The organism is Nocardia sp. NPDC003979 (assembly GCF_053605015.1).
Window position 1 is genome coordinate 26,213 of sequence record NZ_JBSGIJ010000014.1, and the last position, 22,861, is coordinate 49,073.

The window sequence follows — 22,861 nt, forward strand, 5'->3', positions numbered from 1 at the left end:
GGTCCGGCACCGTTTTTGGCGCACCGCACCCGATGCGATACGCTGTCGCTGCCCGATCGCCCCACCGGCGACCGGCATCTATCCCGCCCTCGTAGCTCAGGGGATAGAGCGTCTGCCTCCGGAGCAGAAGGCCGCAGGTTCGAATCCTGCCGAGGGCACATCGCGTTCAAGGCCCCGTCCGTTCGGTCGGGGCCTTGTTCGTTCGTCGCAGTTGTTCATCTGGTTGTACGCACGGTTCCACAGGTTTCGGGGCCTGTCCCCGGTGACAGCAGGAGCGGGCATGACTGATCCATCAGACGGCTTCGGGGAACAGCCCTATCCGGGGCAATCTCAGCAGGGGCAACCGCAAGCCGGGCAACCGCAAGCCGGGCAGCCGCAGGGCGGACAGCCACAGGCGGGTTATCCAGGGGCGGGTGGTCCGCCGCCCGGTGGGTTCGGGGCGCAGGCGGGACCGCCACCGAAGAAGAAGCGCACGGGTTTGTTCATCGGGCTGGGCGTGCTGGCACTGGTCGTGCTGGGGGTTTTGGCGGCGGTGGTGGTGCTCACCGTGCAGGGACGCACGCCGCTGGCCTCGGACGACAAGAAGATCGAGGTGGCCATTCGCGACTTCTACGACACCCTCGACTCCGACGGGTTCATCGCGGCGTCCGAACTCGCGTGCGCGGCCGACCGCGCCGAGATCGAGAACCTCACCCCGGAGCAGCGCAGACAGTTCGACACCGCGACGGTGTCGGTGCGCATCGACGACGTGCGCGACATCGTCGTCACCGGTGACGACGCGGAAGCCACCGTTGTCGGTCAGCTGACCCTCTCCGTCGAAGGCGAGGAGCCCGACACCGAGGACAGCACCGAGGAACACCTCACCAAAGAAGACGGCACCTGGAAGATCTGCTCGGCCCCGGCCAACAAGCACTGACATTGCGATCACCGTGATCGCAACCCTGGGCACACCCGCCGCGCACCGGCATCATCATTGGCGAGGCGGGCGTGGCTGAGAGGTTTAGGCGACGGTCTGCAAAGCCGTTCACGTGGGTTCGATTCCCGCCGCTCGCTCTATACGGAACGCGGCCCGGTTCGTGACATGATCGAAAACATGTCACGAACCGGACCGCTACCCCGAGACCCGATCGCCGAGGCACACCGGCAATGGATCGAGCACGGCTGGGGATCGGTCGCCGACGGCATGGCCCTCGTCACCTCCCTGGTCCGGGCACAGCAGATCGTGATGGCCCGCGTCGACGAGGCCCTCAAACCCTCGGGCCTCACCTTCTCCCGCTACGAACTGCTGCAGCTGCTCAGTTTCAGCCGCACGGGCGCACTGCCGATGGCCAAAGCCAGCGCCCGCCTGCAGGTGCATCCCACCAGCGTCACCAATACGGTCGATCGGCTGGAAGCGGCCGGACTTGTCGAGCGCGTGCCGCATCCGAGCGACCGCCGCGCCACCCTCATCGAAATCACCTCCGCCGGAAGGAAATCCGTCGCCGAGGCGACCGAGGCGTTGAACGCGCAAGTTTTCGCCGAGCCGGGCCTGGCGCCGGGCGAGAGCAAACAACTGCTCGAGCTGCTCGCCCGGTTCCGCCATGCCGCCGGGGATTTCGACGACACGGCAAACCTCGCATTCCACGCGACCTGAGGGACAGAGCCGCGAATCGCGGGCCGACTCGCTTGGCAGGTAGCGCGAAAAGGTCCACCATGTAGCGCATGGTGCTGGTCCTCGGGGTGTCGGCAGGTGCGGGTGGTGCCCGTGCCGTGCTCAACCACACCGACCAACCGCATCTACCGCCGCTCGATCGGGTGCGCATCCCGCGCCGCGCGGGCGCCTCGGTGGAGGAATCGGTACTCGCGGCGATCCGCCGGATGCGGGTGGCGGCCATCGCCCGCGACGAGTGCGTCACCGCCACCGTCGTCACCTGCCGCAGCGACCTGCACGGCGACGCCATCCGCGCGGCGGCGGGCCCCTCGGTGACCATCGTCGACGAACCGCTCGCCCAGCTGCGCTACCTGCGTTTCACCGGCCTGCTGCCCGACACCGATTCGGTGATGCTCTACGACCTCGGCAGTTCCGGCCTCACCGTCACCCACGCCGACTGCCGCACCGACACCATCCTCGCCAGTCAGCGCAGCACCGTCCTCAGCGGCGACGGCTACGACGCGCTGCTGCGCTGGCAACTGGCGCGAGGCGGCGTCGCGACCGACCGCCGCACCACCCGCACACATCGCGAAATGCTCAGCCGCGCAAGGGTTGTCACCGCAACCGACGCCGACACCGGCGAACGCGCCGTGGTGACCCGCAGCGATCTGGCCGCCTTGTGCGAAGCGGGACTGCATCATTCGGCATCGTTCGTGCGGAAGATGATCGAGGACACCGGTGTACGGCCCGGTGCGCTCGTCCTGCTCGGTGGATGCGTCCGCAACCCGGCGCTGCGGCACGCCGTGGGTCAGCTGGTGGATCTGCCGATCGTGTACGACCCTGAGCCGGAATATGTTTCGGCACGCGGCGCGGTGCTGCTGGCCGCACGGAAACCCTCGCGCCTGCGCATGCCACGATTGCGGGCGGGCGCGACGGCCGACCCGGTCGCACCGTCCGGGCCCGGTCGGCGCAAATTCCTCGCCGCCGTCGCGGTGACCGCGACCCTGGGCGGCGCGGTCGCCGGGCTGCTCGGCACCGACGACCGGGCGGACGAGAAGAACCCGCCGACGCCCGCCCAGTTCATCGACGGCTCGCTCCCCGCGAAATAACTAGCTGTTGGTGAAGTTCGGCGCCCGCTTCTCGGTGAAGGCGGCCATGCCTTCCTTCTGATCGTCGGTCGCGAACAGCGAGTGGAACGCCCGGCGCTCGAACAGCAGGCCCTCGGCCAGGCTGGTCTCGAAGGACCGGTTGACCGCGGCCTTGGCGAGCATGGCCGCGGGCAGCGACATGCTCGCGATGGCCTGGGCCGCCTCGAGCGCGGTATCGAGCAGCTGGTCGGCGGGCACGATGCGCGATACGACACCGGCCCGCTCGGCCTCCTCGACGCCCATATTGCGGCCGGTGAGGATGAGGTCCATCGCCTTGGCCTTGCCGACCGCGCGGGTGAGCCGCTGCGAACCGCCCATCCCGGGGATGACACCGAGCTTGATCTCGGGTTGACCGAACTTGGCGGTGTCGGCCGCGATCAGGATGTCGCACATCATCGCCACCTCACAGCCACCGCCGAGCGCGTAACCGGCGACGGCGGCGATGGTCGGCTTGCGGAAGTTCGCCAGGCGGTCCCAGCCTGCGAAGGTGTCGGCCAGGAACATGTCCATGTAGGACTTGGTCGCCATCTCCTTGATGTCGGCACCGGCGGCGAACGCCTTCTCCGAACCGGTGAGGACGACGGCGCCGATCGAATCGTCGCGCTCGAGTTCGTCGAGCGCGGCGGTGATGTCCGCGAGCACCTGCGCGTTGAGGGCGTTGAGGGCCTTGGGACGGTTCAGCGTGATCCAGCCGACCCCGCCCTTGCCGTCGCTGCCGCCCTTGCGTTCCAACAGAATCGTCTCGAACTCGCTCATGGTCTGCAGACGATACCGAGCGGCGCCACCACCGGACTACACGGGCAAACCGAGTTCGCGCTCGCCGAGCGGGGCGAAGTAGGCCTCGACCTGCGCGTCGGTGACCTCGGCGAGGGTCGCGGGCGACCAGCGTGGCGTGCGGTCCTTGTCGATCACCTGCGCGCGGATGCCCTCGGCCAGGTCGTGGGTGCTCAGCGCTGCCACGGTGATCCGGAATTCGACATTGAGAGCGGCGGCCAGGCTGAGCGGGCGGGCGTTGCGCAGGGCGCGCAGCGTCGCCTTCACCGCCACCGGCGACTTGGCGAGGATGTCCTCGGCGGCCTTGGTCGCCTCGGGGAGGTCGGCCGCGCGCAGGGCCGCGATGATCTCCTCGACCGTGTCGGCGCGGTAGCAGCGATCGATCCAGTCGGCGTGGGCGGCCAGCTCGGATTCGGGTGCGGGCGTGGCGAATCGGGTGATGGCCTCGTCGGCGGGAGTGGTGCGCAGGGCGTCGAGCAGCGCGGGCAGGTCGGCCGAGGGCACGAAGGTGTCGGCGAAACCGGCGACGATCGCGTCACCCGCGCCCATGCGCGCGGTGGTGAGGGCGACGTGGGTGCCCAGCTCGCCGGGCGTGTGCGAGAGCAGGTAGGTGCCGCCGACATCGGGCACGAAACCGATGCCCGCTTCCGGCATGCCGATCTGCGAGCGTTCGGTGACGATGCGATGGCTGCCGTGGGCCGAGACGCCGACGCCACCGCCCATCACGATGCCGTCCATGATCGCCACATACGGCTTGGGGTAGCTGTCGATCAGCTCGTTGAGCAGGTATTCGTCACGCCAGAACGCGGCCGCCGCGGTGTCGAGCGGGGCGGGCGCGCCGGGGCCGCCGTCGTTGATCGCCTTGGCGTCGCGATGGATGGCGACGATATCGCCGCCCGCGCACAGGCCACGTTCGCCCGCACCGACGATTGCGACGGTGTCGACGGCCGGGTCGGTCGCCCAGGCACGCAGGGCGTCGGTGACGGCCAGGCTCATCGCGTGGTTGAGCGCGTTGATGGCCCTCGGCCGGTTCAGCGTGATCAGACCGAGCCGGTCGCGGACCTCGAACAACACTTCGGCTTCACCCATGTCCGTCACCATAAAGTCGGATGTCCGAGTACCCGCAGCCGCGAGGTGCGAGTTGTGACCCATTCCACGGCGGTGCGTGGGGCAGAATCGGCGCATGGGCACCGACAACTTCGCACGGATATCCCGGCTGCGCGCGCTGATCGACCATGCGAACACCGGTGCGGGCGAACGCGCGACCGCCCAGCGCATGCTCGACCGGCTGTTGCGAAAAACCGGTGGCGGCAACGCTTCTCGACCCTCCGACCGGGTCTATGGTGAGCGGCACCACCGGCCGGGCAGGCACGCGACCACGGCCGCCATCGTGGAGTCGGTGCGCGAGGACATCTCCTTCGCGCGCACCTTCGCCCCCGGTGCGCCCGGTGAGGTGATCGTGCACAGCCCACTGGCCGCGGCGCCTGCCGAACTCACGGTCGCGGTGACCACTCCCTTCGCCGACCAGATCGTCGTCACGATCGACGACATCCCGCCGCAGTGGGGTTGGGAATCCGACGAGTTCGACCGCATCGTCGCCACCCGCGACCTGCGCGCCCTCGCCGACGAGCTGGCCGAGATCATCGACGCCTACAACCACTACGGCCCCGATGTGGGCCCGCGCTTCTTCCGCACCATCCGCGCCCAGCAGACCACCCTCATCCGCTGATCTACCCGCCACCGTGGAAGGTGGCCCGGTAGGCCGAGGGGCTGGTGCCCAGCGCTCGCGCGAAGTGCTGACGCAGGGAGGCGCCGGTGCCGAACCCGGCCCGCTCGGCGATCTGGTCGACGGTGAGTGTGGTCTGTTCGAGCAACTGCCTCGCCCTGATCAGCCGCTGTGCGGTGAGCCAGGCGCCCGGCGACATCCCGGTCTCGCGCCGGAACCTGCGGGTGAAAGTCCGCGGACTCATGGCTGCGCGCTCGGCGAGGACGCGCAGGGTGAGCGGTCGATCCAAGTGGTTCAGTGCCCATGCCCGGGCGCGGCTGGTCGTCGACTCGTCCTCGGCCGGGAGCGGTAGGTCGATGAACTGCGCCTGCCCGCCTTCACGATAGGGCGGCACAACCGTGCGCCTGGCGACGTCACCGGCGACGGCCGCACCGTGGTCGGTGCGGATCAGATGCAGGCACAGGTCGATGCCCGCCGCTTCGCCCGCCGCGGTGAAGATGCCGTCGTCCTCGGTGAACAGCACGGCGGCGTCGACACGCACTGCCGGGAAGGCCGCGCTGAACCGGTCGGCGGACAGCCAGTGGGTCGTCGCGCGGCGCCCGTCGAGCAGGCCCGCGCGGGCGAGCACGAAGGCGCCCGTGCAGATCGACGCGATCCGGCGCCCCGCCGCGCGGGCCAGGCGCAGCTGCTCGGCGATCCGGTCCTGCGCGGGGTCGCTCATCTCATCGAGTTCGTGCGAGGCGGGGACGACGATGGTGTCGGCAGTGGCGAGCGTCGCGCTGCCGTGCTCGACGGCGACCGCGAAATCGGCGTCCGTGCGCACGAGGCCCGGCTCGATCGCACAGGTCAGCACCTCGTAGAGGCGTGCGCCGTCGGCGGAGCGGGCCGAGCCGAAGATCTGGTGCACGATGCCCAGCTCCATCGGCATGACCCCGGTGCGAGCAAGAACCGCGACCCGGTGGACAGCCATGGCCCGATTCTTTCATATATCGGCCTTCCGGCCACTGGTGTGCGTGGGCCGGACTCGGCAGCCTGAGAAGGACGAACGAGCTACCGAAAGGACCGTGACCGATGCGAGTGCTGTGGGTGTTCGCCCATCCGGAACCGCGATCGCTGACCGCCCAGCTGCACACCGCCGGAATCGCCGCGCTGCGTGAGGCCGGGCACGAGGTGATCGAATCCGATCTCTACGCCATGAACTGGAACCCCGTGGTGACGGCCGAGGACTTCGCGCATGACGGCGCCGAGCGGCTGGACGTGGCCGACGAATCCGAAGCGGCCCTGCGCACCGGGCGGCTGGCCGCTGACATCCGCGCCGAGCACGCGAAGCTGGCCTGGGCCGACACCGTGGTGCTGCATTTCCCGCTGTGGTGGTACGGGATGCCCGCGATCATGAAGGGTTGGCTGGACCGCGTGCTGGTGCAGGGTTACGCGTACGGGGTGCGTGATCCCGAGTCCGGTCGCACCCGCCGCTACGGTGACGGCGGCCTGGCCGGCAAGCGCGCCACGGCGGTGGTTTCGGTCGGCGCCCATGCCGGGCTGGGACCGCGCGGCATCCACGGCGACCTCACGGAAGTCCTCTTCCCCCTGCTCCACGGCACTTTCTTCTACACCGGCATGGAGGTGATCGAGCCGGTGATCGTGCCCGGCACCAACCGGGTGAACCACGAACGCTTCGCCGCCATCACCGCCGACCTGTGCGCCCGGCTGCTAGCCCTGCCGACGACGCCGCCCATCCCCTACCGCCACCAGGACAGCGGCGACTACGACGCCGACTGGAACCTGCGCCCAGCCGAGCACCCGGGCGGGTCCGGCCTCGGGATCCACCGCCTCGACGGCGAATCCCGGTGGCCCGCAGCGGCTTCCTAGCCGAGCCCCTGGGCGAAGCCGCCGTCGACGACGAGTTCGGTGCCCGTGGTGAAGGTGGCGTCCACCGCCAGGTACAGCGCCGCGGCAGCCACCTCCTCGACCGTGCCCGGACGCGCCATCGGCGTCGTCGCCTCGCCGTCGCGGATGAACTCGGCGCGCTGCTCCTCGGTCAGCTCGGCGACACCCATGCTCGGCGTGAGGATGAATCCCGGAGCCACCGCATTGACCCGGATACCACGCGGAAGCAACTCGGCGGCAAGCACTTTCGAGAACGCACGCACTGCTTCCTTGGCCGCCGAATACGCGCTGAGCCCGGGGAAGATCCGGTCGTTGGACACCGTCGTGTACACGATGGCACCGTGGTCGCGGATCAGGGGCGCCAACCCCTGGGTGGTGAAGAACGCGCCCTTGGTATTCACGTCGAAGACGCGATCCCAGTGCGCCACAGTCACTTCCGGGAGGGTTTTGAATTCCGCGATGCCGTGGTTGACGAAGAGGTAATCGATGCCGCCAAGGCGTTCCTCGACGATCCGGCCGAGTTCATCGATGTCGTCGGGATCTGTCGCATCGGATCGAACGATATGTGCTGCGTCGGAATCCAGTGTCGCCCGTGCCTTCTCGATACCGGTCTCGCTGCGGCCGGTGAGCACGACGTCGGCGCCCCGCGCAACGAGCGCCTCGACGATAGCCAGGCCCATGCCATGAGTGCCACCGGTGACGACGGCCGTCTTGCCCGCCAATGTTTTCGGAGCTGCTGTTTCGGTCATGCCACGACGGTAAAGTTTTACGTTGACGTGAAGGTCAAGGCAGTGAGGCGGGCATCACATGCGGATCGGCGAGCTGGCACACAGAACAGGACTGAGCACCCGCGCGTTGCGCTACTACGAGGAACAGGGTTTGCTGCGCCCACGTCGACAGCCCAGCGGCTACCGGGAATTCGACGAATCCGCCGTCGAGGCGGTGCGGCGCATCCGCATTCTGCTGTCCGCGGGATTGCCCACCAGGGTGATCGTCGAGGTGCTGCCCTGCATGACCGAAGCAGGCACCTATCTCGCGCCGACCTGCCCGAAGATGGCCTACGACCTGCGTACCGAACTGGACCGGATGCGGCGCGACATCGCCGAACGCGAGGCGGCGACCGAAATCCTGGAATCGATCCTGGCAGAGGCGCCGCACGAGCAGCTTGCCGGTTAAATCAGCGGGGACGTTTCGGCCCGACGACGGTGGCGATCAGGCCGCCGGTCAGGACGATCGCGCCGACGGCCAGGACGGCGCTGGCGACGGCGGGGCCGCCCGACGTGTTGTCGGCGACCACCTGACCGACGCCGATCGCGATGCACGCGGAACCGCCGAGGACGAGGACCGGTTCGCGCCGGAGCAGGTAGGCGACGAGAAAGATCACGCCGACGAAGCCGGTGAGCATGGGACGCCAAAGAGATTCGCCGAGGGTCACCGATTGCGCGCCTGTTGTCGCGATCAGTCCACCGAGCAGGAATCCGGCCCAGTCGAGGACGAGCAGCCGCGCCCACGCGAGCCCGAACCAGACGGCCCCGAAGACCATGAGCGCGATGCCCTGCCACAGCCAGCGGTGCGTCCCGTCGGTGAGCTCGACGATCGTGGCCACGCCGAAACCGGCGATCGCGATCATCCCGAGCAGGCTCGGCACCATCAGGTAGCCGAGCGTCGCCACCAGCAACCCCGCGCACAGCGCCGCGATCTCGGCATCGCCACCGCGCTCACCGAACGCGATCGCCACCGTGCCGCTGGTCGCCATGGCCGCCAGCACCAGCAGCGCCGACGCCAGCCTGGTTCGTACGGCCGTGGCGATGGGCACACGGCGGAACAAACCGGGCCGTCCACCTGCCAGCACCACGGCGCCACCGAGCGAACATCCGGTGACGACGGCGAGCAACACCACTCGCCCGGTGTCGGCGACATCGGCCCACGCGCGGTCGAGGAAGAGCCCGAGACCCGCCGCGACGAGCCCGGCACCGAGGTAGGCGACGATCTCGGCGAGCACCCGCCCGGTCGGCGCGCGACCCGCTCGCTCCTGTTCCTCCACAGCTCGCAGCACCGCGTCGCGCTGGTCACCACTGATGACCCCGCCCGCGACCAGCCGCTCCAACGCCACGCCCACCCCGTGTTCGCGAACCATCCGTCGAGTATGTCGGCCGAGTGCCCCAACCGGCCCCTTTCGCCGTGACGCCGTTCACAGTAGGATTAGTTTGATGTCCTAGTATCGGGCGTTCTACAAAATGGCGGAGGAAGTCATGAGCACCTCATTGCACGTTCCTGTCCATCCGGTGCGGTTCGTGACTTCGGCCGCCCTGTTCGACGGGCACGACGCGGCGATCAACATCATGCGGCGCATCCTGCAGGCCCAAGGCGCGGAAGTGATCCATCTCGGACACAACCGGTCGGTGCGCGAGATCGTCGACGCGGTGGTCGAGGAGGACGTGCAGGGTGTCGCGGTGAGCTCGTATCAGGGCGGGCACATCGAGTTCTTCGAGTACCTGGCCGAGGCGCTGCGCGAGGCCGGGGCGGGCGACGTGCGCATCTTCGGTGGTGGTGGCGGTGTGATCGTCCCCGAGGAGATCGAACGCCTCGCCCGCTGCGGCGTGCGCATCTTCTCCCCCGAGGACGGCCAGCGCCTCGGTCTGCCCGGCATGATCAACGAGCTCATCCGGCTGTGCGATGTGGACCGAGCCACCGTCGCCCCCGATCTCGACGCCCTCTACACCGGCGATCGAATCGCCTTGGCCCGCACCATCACTTGCCTCCAGCAGGGCGCACTGCCCGAAACCGATCGCGCCGCGATCCTCGCCGCGGCGGCTGCGCGCGAAGTGCCGGTCCTCGGCATCACCGGCACCGGTGGCTCCGGAAAGTCCTCGCTCACCGACGAATTGGTGCGCCGGTTGCGCACCGACCAGCAGGACAAGCTGCGTGTCGCGGTGCTCGCCGTCGACCCGACCCGGCGCCGCGCCGGTGGCGCCCTGCTCGGTGACCGCATCCGCATGAACGCACTCGACGGCGAACACGTGTACTTCCGTTCGCTGGCCACGCGCGGCAATCACGAACTGCCCGACGACATCGACACCATGATCGCCGCGTGCCGGGCAGCGGGCTTCGACCTGGTGATCCTCGAGACGCCGGGCATCGGCCAGGGTGACGCAGGCATCGTCGACCACGTGGATGTGGCGCTGTATGTGATGACGCCGGAGTTCGGTGCCGCCTCCCAGCTCGAGAAGATCGACATGCTCGACTACGCCGATGTGGTCGCGGTGAACAAGTACGAGCGCCGCGGCGCGGCCGACGCGGTGCGCGATGTGGCGCGCCAATTGATCCGCAACCGTGCGGAATTCGGTTCCGACCCCGCCGATATGCCGGTGTTCGGCACCAGCGCGGCGACTTTCGACGACGACGGTGTCACCGCGCTCTACCAGCATCTGCTCACCCGGCTGACCGAGCACGGCCTCACGGTGGAGCCGGGTGCGCTGCCCCGCGTGGAGACGAAGGTGTCGACCAGGTTCGCCCAGCTCATCCCGCCGTCACGGGTGCGCTACCTGGCCGAGATCGCCGAGACCGTGCGCGCCTACCACCAGGACACCGCACGGGAAGTGACTGCGGCACAACGTGTTCAGCGGTTGCGTGCGGTATATGAGGAACTGCCCGACGACACTGCCGTCGGCGACCTGCTGGCGGCGGCCACCGGTGATCTGTCGCCCGCCTCGGCGGCCCTGCTGGACGAATGGCCCGCGCTGGCCGAGAGCTATCGGGGCGAGGAGCAGGTGGTGCGGGTACGCGACCGTGAGATCCGCACCCCGTTGCGACGCGAATCGCTCTCCGGCACAAGCGTTCCCCGAGTAGCGCTGCCCCGCTACACCGACGCGGGCGAACTGTTGCGGTTCCTGCGCGAGGAGAACCTGCCGGGCCGATTCCCCTTCACCGCGGGCGTTTTCCCGTTCAAGCGCGACAACGAGGACCCCACCCGCATGTTCGCGGGCGAGGGCGATCCGGCGCGCACGAACCGGCGCTTCAAAGCACTCAGCGCCCACACCGAGGCCACTCGCCTCTCGACGGCCTTCGACTCGGTGACCCTCTACGGCCACGAACCGGCGCAACGGCCCGATATCTACGGCAAGGTCGGCACCTCGGGTGTCTCGGTGGCGACGATCGACGACATGCGCACCCTGTTCGACGGTTTCGACCTGTGTGAACCAACGACGTCGGTGTCGATGACCATCAACGGCCCGGCCCCGACGATTCTGGCGTTCTTCCTCAATGCGGCGATCGACCAGGCGGTGCGACGCTTCACCGAATCCGAAGGCCGGGAACCGACAGAGCAGGAGGCCACCGAGATCAAGGCGCGCACGCTGTCCACCGTGCGCGGCACCGTACAGGCCGACATCCTCAAGGAGGACCAAGGGCAGAACACCTGCCTGTTCTCCACCGAGTTCAGTCTGCGGATGATGGCCGATGTGCAGGAGTGGTTCGTCCGCAACAATGTGCGCAATTTCTATTCGGTGTCCATCTCCGGCTATCACATCGCCGAGGCCGGTGCCAATCCGATCAGCCAGCTCGCCTTCACCCTGGCCAACGGATTCACCTACGTGGAAACGTATTTGGCGCGCGGACTGGCGATCGATGAATTCGCGCCGAACCTGTCGTTCTTCTTCTCCAACGGGATGGACCCGGAGTATTCGGTCATCGGAAGGGTGGCACGGCGCATCTGGGCCGTCGCCATGCGCGACCGGTACGGCGCGGGTGAACGCGCCCAGAAACTGAAGTACCACATCCAGACCTCCGGCCGTTCGTTGCACGCCCAGGAAATGCAGTTCAACGACATCCGCACCACTCTGCAGGCGCTGATCGCGGTCTACGACAATTGCAACAGCCTGCACACCAACGCTTTCGACGAAGCCGTCACCACTCCCACCGAGGAATCGGTGCGCCGGGCGCTGGCGATTCAGCTCATCATCGCCAAGGAATGGGGCCTGGCGGTGAACGAGAATCCGCTGCAGGGCAGTTTCATCATCGACGAGCTCACCGACCTGGTCGAAGAGGCGGTACTGCTGGAATTCGAGCGGATCAGTGAACGCGGCGGCGTGCTCGGTGCCATGGAGACCGGTTACCAGCGCGGCCGCATCCAGGACGAGTCGATGCGCTACGAGCAGCGCAAACACGACGGAACGCTGCCGATCATCGGGGTGAACACCTTCCGCGGTCCCGAAAGCGAGGCCGCGGCGCCGACGGTGGAATTGGCCCGGGCCACCGAGGACGAGAAACGGTCCCAGCTCGAGCGGGTGCAACAGTTCCGCGCCGAGCACGCCGAGGAATCGCATCGCGCGCTCGCCCGACTGGCCGAGGTCGCCCACACCGACGGCAATATTTTCGAGGTACTGATGGACGCGGCACGGGTATGCACTTTGCAGCAGGTCACCGATACCTTTTTCACTGTCGGCGGACAGTATCGGCGGACCGTCTGAGGCGACCGAATGCGACCATCGCCGCGGCCGACGTGTGACAATTCCCGGAGCAATGCCGGCGCGGCGATGGGACGTACATGGATCTGACCGGGCTCGACATCATCGATGCGCATATCCACCAGTGGGATCCGCATACGACACCTCGGCTGTTCAGCAAGCACGCCAAGCTGCTGCGATATGTGCCGCTGCCGGTCGACCTCGCTGCGAAATTGACCCCGCGCCGCGACCTCCAGTTCGTCGGCGATCCCGCGGCCTACCTCGGCCCGTATCTGCCCGCCGACTACCGCACCGACCAGGGCGGGGTCGCGGTGCGCGGGCTCGTGCACGTAGAGGCCGAGTGGACCGGCTCGGCGCCCGACGAGACGCGCTGGGTGGCCAGCCTGCCGTTCGGGGTCGATACACCCGCTCTCGCCGCGATCGTCGGCGCGGCCGACCCCGCCGCCGCGGATCTCGGGCCCACGCTCGACGCGCATCAGTCGGCCTCGCCGCTGCTGCGCGGGATCCGGGCCACCGTGGCCCACCATCCCGATGCGGGGGTGAAATCGTTCGCCGCGCACGACGGACTGCTCACCGCGCCCGCCTTCCTCGACGGTTTCGGTCAGCTCGCCGAGCGCGGGCTCGGTTTCGACGCGTGGCTGTACTCGGGTCAGCTGCCGGAGGTGACGGCGCTGGCCGAACGCTTTCCCGAGGTGACGATCGTCCTCGACCACCTCGCCACCCCCGCGGGCGTCTTCGGTCCGGTCGGCAAACACACCGGCAGGACGGCGGGCGAGCGACGCGACATCTTCGACCGCTGGCGCGACGACATCACCGATCTGGCCGCCCAGCCCAATGTGGTCGCCAAGGTGAGCGGGCTGATGATGCCGGTACTCGGCCACCCGGTCCCGCCGCGCGGGTTGTCGACCCAGGTATCGGTGCTCGCCGACCGGCTGGGTCCGATGCTCGCGCACGCCCTGTCGGTGTTCGGCCCCGACCGGCTGATCTGGGGCTCGAACTTTCCCGTCGACAAGCCGATCACCAGCCTCCCCGTGGCCGTCGACGCCGTCGCGACCGCGCTCACCAAGGCCGGTGCGTCGACCGAGGACCTGCGGAAGGTCTTCGGCGGTAACGCGGTTCGCGTTTACCGCATCGACCTGGGATGACGGGTTTTGTCGGTGCCCCGGTTTAGCATCACGGAATGAAGACGACCGGCACGTTCGAACTCACCGCCTTCGACCCGACCGATCTGCAGCCACAACCGCCGATCAGCACCGGCCTGCCGGTCGGCATCGCCCACATGACCAAGGTCTACGCGGGCGACATCACGGGCACCTCGGCCACGCTGTTCACCTCGGCATTCGACATGTCGACGGGTGCGGGCACCTACATCGCCATGGAGTCCTTCGAAGGCAGCCTGGCGGGCAGGTCCGGTGCGTTCAACTTCGTCCATTCCGCCACCACCGGCGGCACCGATCGGACCGACGAGTTCTTCCACATCGTCCCCGGTAGCGGCACCGGCGAACTCACCGGTATCACCGGCACCGGCGCCCTCTACGTCGACACCACCGGCGGCCACCACATCTGGTTCGAGTACGACCTGCCCTGAGGAACCGTCGGCTCGACAGAATCTCGACGCCAAACCGGCGTTATGAGCCCGATCGGCTGCGAGTGACCGCGTCGTCCAACTACGTTGACACCCTGTCAACAGGACGCGTTCGAGGGAGCTGTGGTGGCGGCAGGGTTTCGGTGCTGGGTCGGTGGTGTCATCGCGGTGATGGCCGTTTCGGTGGCGGTTCCCGCCGTGGCCGCTCCTCCGCTCGGTCCGACCGGCGACACCACGTTCTACACCCCGCCCGCCGAGATCCCGGCGACGCCGGGACAGCCGATCAAGACCGAACCCATGTCGCTGCCGATCACCCTGCCCGGTAGCAACGGCCCGCTTCCGGCGGAAACCACCCGCGTGATGTTCTCCGCCACCGATCGCACGGGGTCGGCGGTCGCCGCGACCGGTGCGTATCTGCGGCCGACCCTGCCGTGGGTCGGACCCGGGCCGCGGCCGCTGCTCGTGCTCGCGCCCGGCACACAGGGTCAGGGCGACCAGTGCGCGCCGTCGAATACCCTGGCATTTCTGTTGCAGTACAACGGCGGACTCGATGTGGGCGTGCAGTACGAGCAGTACGCGGCGATCTACCCGTTCCTCGCGGTCGGTGGTGCGGTGATGCTCACCGACCACGAGAGTTTCGGCACACCGGGACCGCACAGTTACATGTCGCGTGCCTCCACCGGGCAGGTCATGCTCGACGCCGCGCGGGCCGCCCGTGAACTGCCCGGCAACGGACTCGAGCCGGGTGCCCCGGTGGCGCTGTGGGGCTATTCGCAGGGGGGCGGGGCTGCGGCCGCGGCGGCGGAACTCGCCCCGAGCTACGCACCGGACCTGCCGATCGTCGGCACCTACGCCGGGGCACCGGTGGTCGACGCACGCGCCCAGCTGCGCCACTTCGACCGTGGCTCGCTGGCCGGCGCCCTCGGCTACTACATCAACGGCGCCGTCGACGAGAACCCCGCACTCGCGCCCGCTACCGATCGACTGCTCAACGACACGGGCAAGCGCATGCTGGCCGACACCGCACGGCAGTGTGTGGCCGAAACCGTACTCACCCAGGGTTTCCGGGACAGCCGTAGCTGGACGAGCACCGGACAGAGCGTGCTCGAAGCGTTGGATTCCGATCCGGACTGGGCAGCCCACCTCGACGACGACCGGGTCGGACAGTTGCGACCCGGCGCCCCGGTACTCATCCACAGCACGGCGAATGATGAACTGGTGCCCACCTACAGCGCTCGCAGGCTCGCCGCGGACTGGTGCGCCGCCGGTGCCACCGTGGCCTACTACGAGCAGCCGCTCCCCGGAGATCCGGTGAAACTCGGTGTGTCGCATGTGCTCAACAGCCCGCTGAGCTTGCCTGGCGCGCTGCTGTGGCTGCACGGCCTGTTGCGGGGCGAGCCCGCGCAGCGCACCTGCTGAACTCAGCTGTCGAATTCGGCGTAGAGGGCACGTAATTCGCGGAGGCCGGTGGCGGCGGTCTGCTCGTCTTCGGCCGACATGCGCAGGGCGCGGCGCAAGGCCATGGCGTCGAGGTCCTCGATGACGGGGTGGAATTCGATGCGTGGCAGGTCGGGGAGGGTGAGGTCGTCACCGTACGGATCGTCGGAATCGGTGGTGCGAGTGGATCTTTCGACGCCTCCGATGAGGATGTCGAGGTCGAGTCCGCGCAGGGTGAGGATTTCGCCCGGTTGCTCGTCGAGGCGTTCGGCGAGCAGGTAGCAGACCGCGGCCACATGCTTACACGGCCAGCCCATGTCCGGGCAGGTGCAGGAGAAGTCCAGTTCGGCGGCGGTGGTCGGCAGCAGGTGCGGGCCGAGCGCGGGTGGTAGTGCGCCCGAAGCGATTTCGGCGAGCATTCCGGGCGCTTCGCGGATCTCGGCCAGCAGCAGCTCGATCTCTTCCTCGCGCAGCGGCCGCACCGACAACACGGAGGTGAACGGGCTCGGTTGACTACCCTGCACCTCGGCCGTGACCGCACCGCGCTCCACGCGATAGTTCACCACCTGCCCGACCCGCGCGTAGGTACGGCCGCGCGAGAGCCTGCCCGCGTCGGCCACCTTCTCCACCGCCTCGAGCAGCGACTTTCCCCACCACGTGCGACCGAAACCACCGCGCGCCTGCGCACCGCCGCGCACCGGTTTGCGCGGACCGAACTGACTGAAATCGGCCATCAGTCACCCACCGCCTCGGCCCCGAGGGTGAACAGTTCGCGCAACTCGTCGGTGCCGAGCTCGGTGATCCAGTTCTCCCCCGCTCCGACGGCCAGGTCGGCCAATGCCTTCTTGCCGCTGATCATTTCGTCGATGCGCTCCTCGATGGTGTCGACGCAGACGAGTTTGCGAACCTGCACCGCACGCTGCTGGCCGATGCGGAACGCGCGGTCGGTGGCCTGGTTCTCCACGGCCGGGTTCCACCAGCGGTCCAGGTGGATCACGTGATTGGCGGCGGTCAGGTTCAGCCCTGTCCCGCCCGCTTTGAGCGAGAGCAGCATCAACGGCGGTCCACCCTCGGCTTGGAATCCGGTGACCATGTCGTCGCGACGCTGCTTGCTCACCCCGCCGTGCAGGAACGGGATGGGTGTCCCGAACCGTTCGGTGAGGAACGGCAGGATCAGGTCGCCGAACTCACGGAATTGGGTGAACAGCAGGGCCTTCTCGCCGTCGGCGAGGACGGCGTCGAGGATGTCCTCCACCAGGGCGAGCTTGCCCGAACGATGCCCGCCGCGGCGCATGATGGGCGAGGCGTCGCCGAGGAAATGCGCGGGATGGTTGCAGACCTGCTTGAGCCTGGTCAGCGCGCCGAGCACCGCACCCTTGCGCGCCATACCCTTGGCATCTTTGAGCTTCTCCAGCATGTCGTCGACCACGGCCTGATACAGCGCGGCCTGCTCGACGGTGAGGTTGGCGCGCACCGTCATCTCGAGCTTCTCGGGCAGATCGCTGATGACCGCCGGATCGGTTTTGAGCCTGCGCAGCACGAACGGTTCGGTGATGAGCCGCAACCGGTCGATGGCGTGCTGGTCGCGTTCGCGTTCGATGGGGACCGCGAAGCGGGCACGGAAGGACTGCGGGCTGCCGAGCAGCTTGGGCATGGCGAAATCGAACAGGGCGCGAAGTTCTTCCAGCCGGTTCTCCACCGGCGTTCCGGTGAGCGCCAGCCGATGCCGGGCCCGCAAGGCGCGGGCGGCCCGTGACTGCCGGGTGGTCGCGTTCTTGATGTGTTGGGCCTCGTCGAGAACCACCCGCTCCCAGTGCTGTTCGCTCAGCAACGTCGCATCGCGCGCCAGCAGGGCATAGGTGGTGACGACCAGATCCGCATTCGCGACCGCGGCGGCGAAATCCGCGCCCTTGCGCCGATCGGTCCCGTGGTGCACGAGGACGCGCAGGTCCGGTGCGAAACGTTCGGTCTCGCGCTGCCAGTTGCCGACCACCGACATGGGGCACACCAGCAGCGTCGGCCCTACCGGACCGACGGCCTCGCGTTCGTGCACGAGCAACGCGAGTACCTGCACGGTCTTGCCGAGACCCATGTCGTCGGCCAGGATCGCGCCGCAATCGAGCCGGCTCATGGTGGCCAGCCAGCTCAGGCCGCGCTCCTGATAGGGGCGGAGCTGGGCTTTCAGGCCGATCGGCACCGGAACGGGCTCGGGATCGCCGTGTCCGGTGAACAGTTCGGCCGCCCAGCCGTCGGCGGTGACCTCGGTGACCGGCACATTGTCGACCCGTTCGGCGGCGAGCTCGCCGATCATGTCGGCCAGGGTGATCGGGGTGTCGTCGGCGTGCAGCGCCACGTACCGGGCGGCGGCCGCCAGCGCGCGGTGGTCGGCCTGCACCCATTCGCCGCGCAGCTGGACGAGATCGGATTTGCTGCGCACCAGCCGTTCCATCTCGGCCGGGGTGAGCACCATGTCCCCGAGCGCCAATTCCCAACGATAGGAAAGCAATCCGCTCAGACCGACGGTGGATTCGGCGGCGGCCGGGCTGCTCACCCGCAGGCGCATGCTCGGTTCGGCGATGTTCCAGGCGCGCGGCAACAACAGGCGAATCCCGGCCTCCTGCAGCGCATGCGCGCCGTGGGCGACCAGGTCGGCGACCACCTGGGTCGGCAGCAGGAGGTCGAGTCCGCGCGGGTCGGTCGGCAGGTCACGCAGGCGCGGGTAGGCCTTGCGGGCCTGGCCCAGCTTCTCGGCGGCAGTGCGTACCAGAACCGGGTCATCATCGAGGACAACAGGTTTCGGTGCGTCGTCGACCGGACGCAGACACACCTGCAGTCGCCACAGCGCCACCGAGTCGTCGTCGGTGGTGAATTCGCCGTCGGGTTCGCACAGGCGAAGGACCAGCTCGGGTTCGTCGGCGGCGTATCCCTCGCGCCACTGCGACAGTGTTTCGGCCAGCCGGTAGGAGCCCTCGTCGAGCGGGGTGTCGCTCATCAGCGCCGCCAGCAGCGGGTGCGTCATCGAACGGTGGCTCAGGTATTCACGGGCGATCGGGTCGGTGAGTTCGGTGACCAGGTCCTCGAGCACCCCGGCGGGCGGCCCGGCCACCCGCAGCGCGGCGGGCATGGCCGTGGCCAGCTCGGCGAGCCACGCCCGCTGCCGTTGCCCGCCGACCAGCCGCCACCGCACCCACCACTGCCCGTCGGCGCGATCCACCTGCGGCACCACCCGACCGGCCCGCACCCAGCGCTCGATGCCACGGGCGACGTGCGCGAGGAATCGCAGGTCGCCGGAGATGTGCTCGCGGGGCAGCCTGCTGCGCAGCACGACGGCGGCCGTCGGCGGCGCGAGCGCGTGCGCGCGGACCTCGGCTCGACCCGGTGCGCCCGCCTCGTCGACGGTGAGCACCTCGGCGCGGTGCCGGAACCGCGCGCGCTCGAGAATGTCGCGGAGCACCGAACCCACCGCAACGGGTTGCCCGTCGTGCCACAGCAGCAGGCCCGAACCGGGGGACCACAGACCGTGCAGCATGGTTGCCATCCAAGCAGGAGCCACCGACACCCCGCGCTCGGCCATCGCTCTGGATTTCTGGGCTCCCACGGAACATACTTGGATATTCCCTGGTCACGGCCGGAAGATCACCGGCGACAACTGCATACTCACCCAGGCGAACCGGCCACGAACCGGCTCGGCCGATGAACCCCCTGAATGCGTGCGGAGGGCAGCGATGACGATTCTGCTCCAGGTTCTCGAGCAGAGCTACACCCCCACCACCCCGTGGGAGCGGCGCAAGTTCACGTTCGTCGATGCCGGGAAGATCGTCGGCATGCGCCTGGACGGTCAGTCCGGCGTGTGGATCGATCTGTCCCGGCCCGGTGAATCGCAGCGGCTGGCCCACACGGCCGACCCGCGCGACTCCATCACCTTCCTGCTCACCGTGTTCGCCAAGATCGCCGAGTGCGAGGACCGGGGTGGTTCGTGGTTGATCGGCCACGACGGCACCCACATCTCCTCGATCGCGGCCACCCGGTTCCCGCCACATGCCGCCGAGCTCGCGGCCGACGACATCCTGGCGCGCGCCTGGTTGTAGTACGGCGAAGTTGTCGGTGGGGTCGGCTACAACCTGTGCATGGGGAGACTCGCGTGGCTGGTCCTGCTGGTGCTCGCGTGCGCGGGTTGCGGGGTGCTTGCGCCCGAACCGATCGCGCCCGCGCCGGGTAGTCCGACGCGCGCAGAGGTGAGCGCGCTGCTCGATCAGGTGCGTGTGGTCGATGCACGACCGCACCCCGGCGGGTACGAACGGGGCTGCAAGGCCGGGCAGGGTTGTGTGTTCGGTCCGGCCTGGTCCGACGACACCGACGCGCCCGGCGGTCACGACGGCTGCGACACCCGCAACAACGTGCTGGCCGCCCAGCTTCGCGATGCGGTTCGCCGGGGTCGCTGTGTGGTGGTGGAGGGCGTGCTCACCGACCCCTACACCGGCACCGACATCGCTTTCCGCAAATCCGACGGCGGCGACATCCAGATCGACCACGTCTATCCGCTCGCCGCCGCCTGGGACATGGGCGCACACGCCTGGCCACCGGAACGCCGTCTGCGCTTCGCCAACGACCTCTCCGTCAACCTGCTGGCCACCAGCAAGACGACCAATCAGTCCAAAGGCGACGACACGCCTGGCGAATGGCTGCCACCCGCCCGGCCCAACCACTGCTTCTACGCCGCCAAGTACCTCACCGTCGCCGTCGCCTACGACTTACCGATCACCGCCGCCGACAACGCCGCCCTCCACGACATCGCCCGCACCTGTCCTTGATGGATGCCGCCGCTGTCAGGCGCCCGTCGCCACCGGACGCTTCGGATCGTTGGACCACTGCGACCAGGACCCCGGGTAGAGGGCGGCGTCGATCCCGGCGACGGCCAGGGCCGCGATTTCGTGCGCAGCGGTGACGCCGGAGCCGCAGTAGACCGCGACCGGTCCGTCACCGAACTCGGCGAAGCGCTCGCGCAATTCGTCGGCGGTGCGGAAATGCCCTGTGGGGTAGAGGTTTTCAGCGGTCGGTGCGCTGACAGCGCCGGGGATATGACCGGCCTGCGGATCGACCGGTTCCACCTCGCCCCGGAAACGTTCGCCCGCGCGAGCATCGAGCAAGACACCCGCCCATTTCGCGGCGGCGTCCGCATCGATCACAGGCAGTGCGCCGGGGCGAACAATCAGGTCACCCGGGGTCGGGTCGGGTTCGGCACCGGTCGCGAGTTCCCCGCCGGACGCGGTCCAGGCGGGCAGCCCACCGTCGAGAATGCGCACGTTGTCGACACCGGCCCAGCGCAACAGCCACCACGCGCGGGCCGCCGCCATGCCGCCGGTCGCGTCGTAGACGACCACGGGCTCATCAGTGCCGAGCCCCCAGCTGCGGGCGCACTTCTCGAAGGTTCCGGGATCGGGCAAAGGGTGTCTGCCACGGGCCGGTGACGGTGCGGCGGCCAGTTCGGTCTCCAGATCGACGAACACCGCACCCGGAATGTGCCCGTCGAGATAGTGCTGCGGACCGTCCGGATCGCCGAGCGCCCACCGCACGTCCAACAGGTGAATCTTGTTCGCCGCCAGCTCCTCCCGAAGCTCGGCCGCCGAAATCAGCACCGCACCCACGCCAACTCCTCACTCCCGGTCCGTCCCCCGCCGCCACCCTACGCACTCCCCGCCCACCCACACCCGAAACGGCACCCCACGCATCGGACGGAGGCTGGACAGCCGATCACCACGCTCCGGTGGCGGCAACGACCGAGAGCCGCACGCCACCAGAGCGTGGTGATCGAGCGGCAGGCACCGCGGGCCGGATCAGGCCAGTTTCGCGCTACTGGCCGGTGACGCTCTCAGACCCGTCGGGCAGGATTTGCCGAATGTCGCAGGTCTCCGCCAGTTCGTCGCCCGATGTCACCGAGAAGCCGGCCGGGATAGGTCAGCCGCTCGGTGCGGGCGCGGTGACCGCCCTGGTCGGGTTCACCAGTTCCTTCGCGGTGGTGCTGAGCGGGTTGCGGGCGGTGGGGGCGAGTCCGGCGCAGGCCGCGTCGGGGCTGCTCGTGCTGTGTTTCACGCAGGGCATCGGCATCCTGCTGCTGAGTTTCCGGTACCGGATTCCGATCACCCTTGCCTGGTCGACACCCGGCGCAGCGCTGCTGGTGAGCACCGGTCTGGTAGCCGGTGGATGGCCCGGTGCGGTCGCGGCGTTCGCCGTGACGGGCGTGCTGATCGTCGTCACCGGCCTGTGGCAGCGGCTCGGTTCGCTGGTCGCGGCGATTCCGGTGCCGATCGCGCAGGCCATGCTCGCCGGTGTGCTCGTTCCGCTGTGCCTGGCTCCGGTACAGGCGTTGCGTACCTCGCCCGCCGTGGTGGTTCCGGTGATCGTGGTGTGGCTGGTTCTGCAACGATACGCACCGAAGTGGGCGGTGCTCGTGGCCTTCGCGACGGCGGCCGTCGGCACCGGCATCGACATCGTGGTCGCCGACCGGCATCTCGACCTGTCCGCCATGATCCCCACCGTGGAACTGACTGCCCCACAATGGCATTGGCAGGCGATCATCGGCATCGCCGTTCCGCTCTACATCGTCACGATGGCCTCGCAGAACATCCCCGGCGTCGCCGTGATGCGTTCTTTCGACTACCAGGTGCCGTGGCGGCCTGCCATGCTCGTCACCGGGATCGGCACCGTCCTCGGCGCCCCGGCGGGCGGTCACGCCATCAACCTCGCCGCTATCAGCGCCGCGCTCGCCGCCGCCCCGAGCGCGAGCCCGGACCCGAAGCGCCGCTGGATCGCCGCGGCCACCGCGGGCGCCTCCTACCTGGTCCTCGGCCTGGCCTCCGCCGCCCTGGTCACCCTCATCGCCGCCGCCCCCGCGGGCACCCTCGAAACCGTCGCGGGCCTGGCCCTGCTCGCCACGCTCGCCGCTTCCCTCTCCGCCGCGCTCACCGATCCGGGCGACCGCCTCGCCGCCCTGGTCACCTTCCTGGTGGCCGCCTCCGGCACCACCCTCCTCGGCATCGGGGGCGCCTTCTGGGCACTGCTCGCCGGTCTCATCGTCCGCCGCATACTCCCAGCTCAGAAGTAGGTGCGCTGAGGCCGATCCGGACCTCACCGCCTGACCCGCGCGCTCCGCCGAGCCTTCGGTCCGGGTCAGGTGAATCGGGCCCCGCAGTCTGACCCGCAGGTTCCGTC

General features: G+C 68.8%; 21 protein-coding genes and 2 tRNA genes. 15 read left to right on the forward strand and 8 right to left on the reverse strand.

Annotated elements, in window-relative coordinates; translation table 11 throughout:
- The first annotated feature begins 85 nt into the window (after window positions 1-85).
- From ACWEVR_RS25075 to ACWEVR_RS25095, 5 genes are all read left to right on the forward strand, one after another.
- Window positions 86-158, forward strand: a tRNA-Arg gene (locus ACWEVR_RS25075).
- Window positions 159-280: 122 nt separating this feature from the next.
- Window positions 281-916, forward strand: coding sequence for an Rv0361 family membrane protein (locus ACWEVR_RS25080; RefSeq protein ID WP_452468956.1), 636 nt, complete (start codon window positions 281-283; stop codon window positions 914-916).
- Window positions 917-981: 65 nt separating this feature from the next.
- Window positions 982-1,053: transfer RNA gene (locus ACWEVR_RS25085), tRNA-Cys, on the forward strand.
- Between the two features lie 40 nt (window positions 1,054-1,093).
- On the forward strand, window positions 1,094-1,633 hold the full coding sequence (locus tag ACWEVR_RS25090; RefSeq protein WP_067490658.1) for a MarR family winged helix-turn-helix transcriptional regulator: 540 nt from the start codon (window positions 1,094-1,096) through the stop codon (window positions 1,631-1,633).
- A gap of 68 nt (window positions 1,634-1,701) precedes the next feature.
- Complete coding sequence (locus ACWEVR_RS25095) at window positions 1,702-2,739, forward strand: hypothetical protein (RefSeq protein ID WP_452468957.1); 1,038 nt, start codon at window positions 1,702-1,704, stop codon at window positions 2,737-2,739.
- Here ACWEVR_RS25095 and ACWEVR_RS25100 read toward each other — a convergent pair whose 3' ends face one another.
- Entirely contained in the window at window positions 2,740-3,534 is a 795-nt protein-coding gene (locus ACWEVR_RS25100) for an enoyl-CoA hydratase (RefSeq protein ID WP_452468958.1), read from the reverse strand.
- Between the two features lie 36 nt (window positions 3,535-3,570).
- Window positions 3,571-4,641 (reverse strand): enoyl-CoA hydratase/isomerase family protein, encoded by a 1,071-nt coding sequence (locus tag ACWEVR_RS25105; protein WP_452468959.1) that lies wholly within the window; start codon window positions 4,639-4,641, stop codon window positions 3,571-3,573.
- A gap of 94 nt (window positions 4,642-4,735) precedes the next feature.
- Between ACWEVR_RS25105 and ACWEVR_RS25110 the strand changes: the two genes are divergently transcribed.
- Window positions 4,736-5,281, forward strand: coding sequence for a hypothetical protein (locus ACWEVR_RS25110; protein WP_067490492.1), 546 nt, complete (start codon window positions 4,736-4,738; stop codon window positions 5,279-5,281).
- Between the two features lies 1 nt (window position 5,282).
- On the opposite strand, the gene ACWEVR_RS25115 is transcribed toward ACWEVR_RS25110, so the two are convergent.
- On the reverse strand, window positions 5,283-6,248 hold the full coding sequence (locus ACWEVR_RS25115) for a GlxA family transcriptional regulator (RefSeq protein WP_452468960.1): 966 nt from the start codon (window positions 6,246-6,248) through the stop codon (window positions 5,283-5,285).
- Between the two features lie 101 nt (window positions 6,249-6,349).
- Here ACWEVR_RS25115 and ACWEVR_RS25120 point away from each other — a divergent pair, with 101 nt between their 5' ends.
- Window positions 6,350-7,147, forward strand: coding sequence for an NAD(P)H-dependent oxidoreductase (locus ACWEVR_RS25120; protein ID WP_452468961.1), 798 nt, complete (start codon window positions 6,350-6,352; stop codon window positions 7,145-7,147).
- Here the strand turns inward: ACWEVR_RS25120 and ACWEVR_RS25125 are convergent.
- Window positions 7,144-7,914, reverse strand: coding sequence for an SDR family NAD(P)-dependent oxidoreductase (locus tag ACWEVR_RS25125; protein ID WP_452468962.1), 771 nt, complete (start codon window positions 7,912-7,914; stop codon window positions 7,144-7,146). The two genes, ACWEVR_RS25120 and ACWEVR_RS25125, sit on opposite strands and share 4 nt — an antisense overlap.
- 58 nt (window positions 7,915-7,972) lie before the next feature.
- On the opposite strand from ACWEVR_RS25125, the gene ACWEVR_RS25130 reads away from it, so the two are divergent.
- Window positions 7,973-8,341 (forward strand): MerR family transcriptional regulator, encoded by a 369-nt coding sequence (locus ACWEVR_RS25130; protein WP_452468963.1) that lies wholly within the window; start codon window positions 7,973-7,975, stop codon window positions 8,339-8,341.
- Window position 8,342: 1 nt separating this feature from the next.
- Here ACWEVR_RS25130 and ACWEVR_RS25135 read toward each other — a convergent pair whose 3' ends face one another.
- Entirely contained in the window at window positions 8,343-9,302 is a 960-nt protein-coding gene (locus ACWEVR_RS25135; protein ID WP_452468964.1) for a DUF2157 domain-containing protein, read from the reverse strand.
- Between the two features lie 115 nt (window positions 9,303-9,417).
- Between ACWEVR_RS25135 and icmF the strand changes: the two genes are divergently transcribed.
- From icmF to ACWEVR_RS25155, 4 genes are all read left to right on the forward strand, one after another.
- Entirely contained in the window at window positions 9,418-12,633 is a 3,216-nt protein-coding gene (icmF, locus tag ACWEVR_RS25140; protein WP_452468965.1) for a fused isobutyryl-CoA mutase/GTPase IcmF, read from the forward strand.
- Between the two features lie 77 nt (window positions 12,634-12,710).
- The gene (locus tag ACWEVR_RS25145; protein ID WP_452468966.1) at window positions 12,711-13,775 is read left to right on the forward strand and encodes an amidohydrolase family protein; all 1,065 of its coding nucleotides are present in this window, start codon (window positions 12,711-12,713) and stop codon (window positions 13,773-13,775) included.
- Window positions 13,776-13,810: 35 nt separating this feature from the next.
- Window positions 13,811-14,218, forward strand: a complete 408-nt coding sequence (locus ACWEVR_RS25150) for a DUF3224 domain-containing protein (RefSeq protein WP_067490513.1) — start codon at window positions 13,811-13,813, stop codon at window positions 14,216-14,218.
- Window positions 14,219-14,341: 123 nt separating this feature from the next.
- A complete protein-coding gene (locus tag ACWEVR_RS25155; protein WP_452468967.1) occupies window positions 14,342-15,634 on the forward strand; it encodes a lipase family protein in 1,293 nt (430 codons plus the stop codon).
- A gap of 2 nt (window positions 15,635-15,636) precedes the next feature.
- On the opposite strand, the gene ACWEVR_RS25160 is transcribed toward ACWEVR_RS25155, so the two are convergent.
- Both ACWEVR_RS25160 and ACWEVR_RS25165 read right to left on the reverse strand, forming a co-directional pair.
- Window positions 15,637-16,386: an SWIM zinc finger family protein gene (locus tag ACWEVR_RS25160; protein WP_452468968.1), complete on the reverse strand. Its 750-nt coding sequence runs from the start codon at window positions 16,384-16,386 to the stop codon at window positions 15,637-15,639.
- Window positions 16,386-19,181 carry a DEAD/DEAH box helicase gene (locus ACWEVR_RS25165; protein ID WP_452469030.1) on the reverse strand — a complete coding sequence of 932 codons (2,796 nt, stop codon included), beginning with the start codon at window positions 19,179-19,181 and terminating at the stop codon, window positions 16,386-16,388. Before ACWEVR_RS25165 ends, ACWEVR_RS25160 begins: the two co-directional genes overlap by 1 nt.
- 196 nt (window positions 19,182-19,377) lie before the next feature.
- On the opposite strand from ACWEVR_RS25165, the gene ACWEVR_RS25170 reads away from it, so the two are divergent.
- On the forward strand, window positions 19,378-19,740 hold the full coding sequence (locus ACWEVR_RS25170; protein ID WP_067490527.1) for a hypothetical protein: 363 nt from the start codon (window positions 19,378-19,380) through the stop codon (window positions 19,738-19,740).
- A 39-nt stretch (window positions 19,741-19,779) separates the two neighbouring features.
- Window positions 19,780-20,463 (forward strand): HNH endonuclease family protein, encoded by a 684-nt coding sequence (locus tag ACWEVR_RS25175; RefSeq protein WP_452468969.1) that lies wholly within the window; start codon window positions 19,780-19,782, stop codon window positions 20,461-20,463.
- Between the two features lie 15 nt (window positions 20,464-20,478).
- Here ACWEVR_RS25175 and ACWEVR_RS25180 read toward each other — a convergent pair whose 3' ends face one another.
- The gene (locus ACWEVR_RS25180) at window positions 20,479-21,297 is read right to left on the reverse strand and encodes a sulfurtransferase (RefSeq protein WP_452468970.1); all 819 of its coding nucleotides are present in this window, start codon (window positions 21,295-21,297) and stop codon (window positions 20,479-20,481) included.
- 251 nt (window positions 21,298-21,548) lie between these two features.
- Between ACWEVR_RS25180 and ACWEVR_RS25185 the strand changes: the two genes are divergently transcribed.
- Complete coding sequence (locus tag ACWEVR_RS25185) at window positions 21,549-22,754, forward strand: benzoate/H(+) symporter BenE family transporter (protein WP_452468971.1); 1,206 nt, start codon at window positions 21,549-21,551, stop codon at window positions 22,752-22,754.
- Window positions 22,755-22,861: the final 107 nt, after the last annotated feature.